The 1,422-nt window shown below is 65.0% G+C and carries 1 protein-coding gene; it reads right to left on the reverse strand.

What is annotated here, in order from left to right:
* Positions 1–1,224: HNH endonuclease signature motif containing protein (locus tag EV192_RS53530; protein ID WP_132126540.1), on the reverse strand; the 1,224-nt coding region annotated here is incomplete at its 3' end.
* Positions 1,225–1,422 lie beyond the last annotated feature (198 nt).

Genomic DNA, 1,422 nt, shown 5'->3' on the forward strand with positions numbered 1-1,422 from the left:
GCTCGGGAGGGGGCCGTGGATGTGGTTGCGTCTGGGTGTGCGTGACGGGTCCACATATGGTGGGGGAATGAATTGGGGTCTGCCGTTGACCATTTCGGCTTGCCAGTCACTGTGGTGGATCAATCGGTGGTGATGAGTGCAGAGGAGCGCTAGATTTTGTAGCTTGGTCGGGCCGCCTTTTCGCCATTCGAGGACGTGGTGTGAGTCGCATACGTTGGCGGGTCGGTCGCATGCGGGGAAGGCGCATCCTCGGTCGCGGAGGACTAGTGCGCGGCGGATGTGGGCTGGGGTGGTGTAGGCGGGGACTGCGACGTCGAGGGGTTGGGAGTGGGTGCCGAGGACGGCGGGGATGATCCTGGCGTCGCAGGCGAGGCGGCGGGCGTCGCGGGCGGTGAGCGAGGTGTTGTCGGTGAGGACCGCGTTGTCGAGGGCGTCCTGTAGTTCCTTGTAGGTGATGGTGACCGCGACTTCGGTGCGGAGTCCGTTGTGGGTGGGTAGGTCGGGGCTGTGGGCGGCCATCTTCAGCACGTCGGCGAAGGCATCACCGGCCCGTTCGGCGTAGCCCCGGGTGTCGTTGCCTTCCGGGTGCGGCTTCTCGAAGGGTTTCAGGAGGTTTTCGAAGAGTTGCGCTGCTTCGAGGTCGAGGTGACCCGTGAATTCCAGGGTCCCGTCGCGGCGGAGGTGCCTACGCAACGTCCGTGCTGGTCGTTGCGGTTCATCGTCGGTGGGTGGTGGGCCGTCGGGGTCGACGATGTCGCGGACTCGGGTGGCGAATCGGGTCAGGGCTTTCGGGTCGTCTTCGGCGGCCCGATCCAGCATGACCTGTTCGGCGGTGGCCCGCTGCTCGGCGTCCAGGTGCGGTAGGTCGGCCAGGGTCTTGCGGATGACGTCCACGTGTTCGGACCCGACTTCGCCGCGCGCGAGCGCGGCGCCGGTCTGCGGCAGCACCGGGTCGATCACCGATCCGGTGGGTGTCGTTGTGGGGTGGAGGTCGTTGGCTTGGGCGAGGCGGTGTCGGGCGTCGGTGCGGCTGATGCGCAGGGTGTGCATCAGTAGTGCGGGGGTGTTGGAGTAGCCGATTTTGGTGGCAACCCCGCGATTATCCAATTCAGACAGCAGGTGGACGGATTCGGCGTATGCTTGCCGGAGTCGGGTTTCCGCAGCCGTGGCGGCATCGATCAGGTCAGCGTCGCTGATCTGCCACATGGTGGCTGCGTTGGACATACCTTCATTCTATCGGAGAACAGGGGAAACGAGTGCTGCATAATCTGTTTCACCCAATAGTGGTGGCCCAGAGTGGTGACTCCCTCCCGTATGGCCTGGGCGGAGCCAATCATATCTGGCAGGCGGGGTCCACACCCACGAAACCCAACCGGAGGTCCGCCTACGGGACCCAGCAAGAAGCGGGAGCGATACGGACCG

It is taken from the genome of Actinocrispum wychmicini, assembly GCF_004345645.1.
Taxonomy (GTDB): domain Bacteria; phylum Actinomycetota; class Actinomycetes; order Mycobacteriales; family Pseudonocardiaceae; genus Kibdelosporangium; species Kibdelosporangium wychmicini.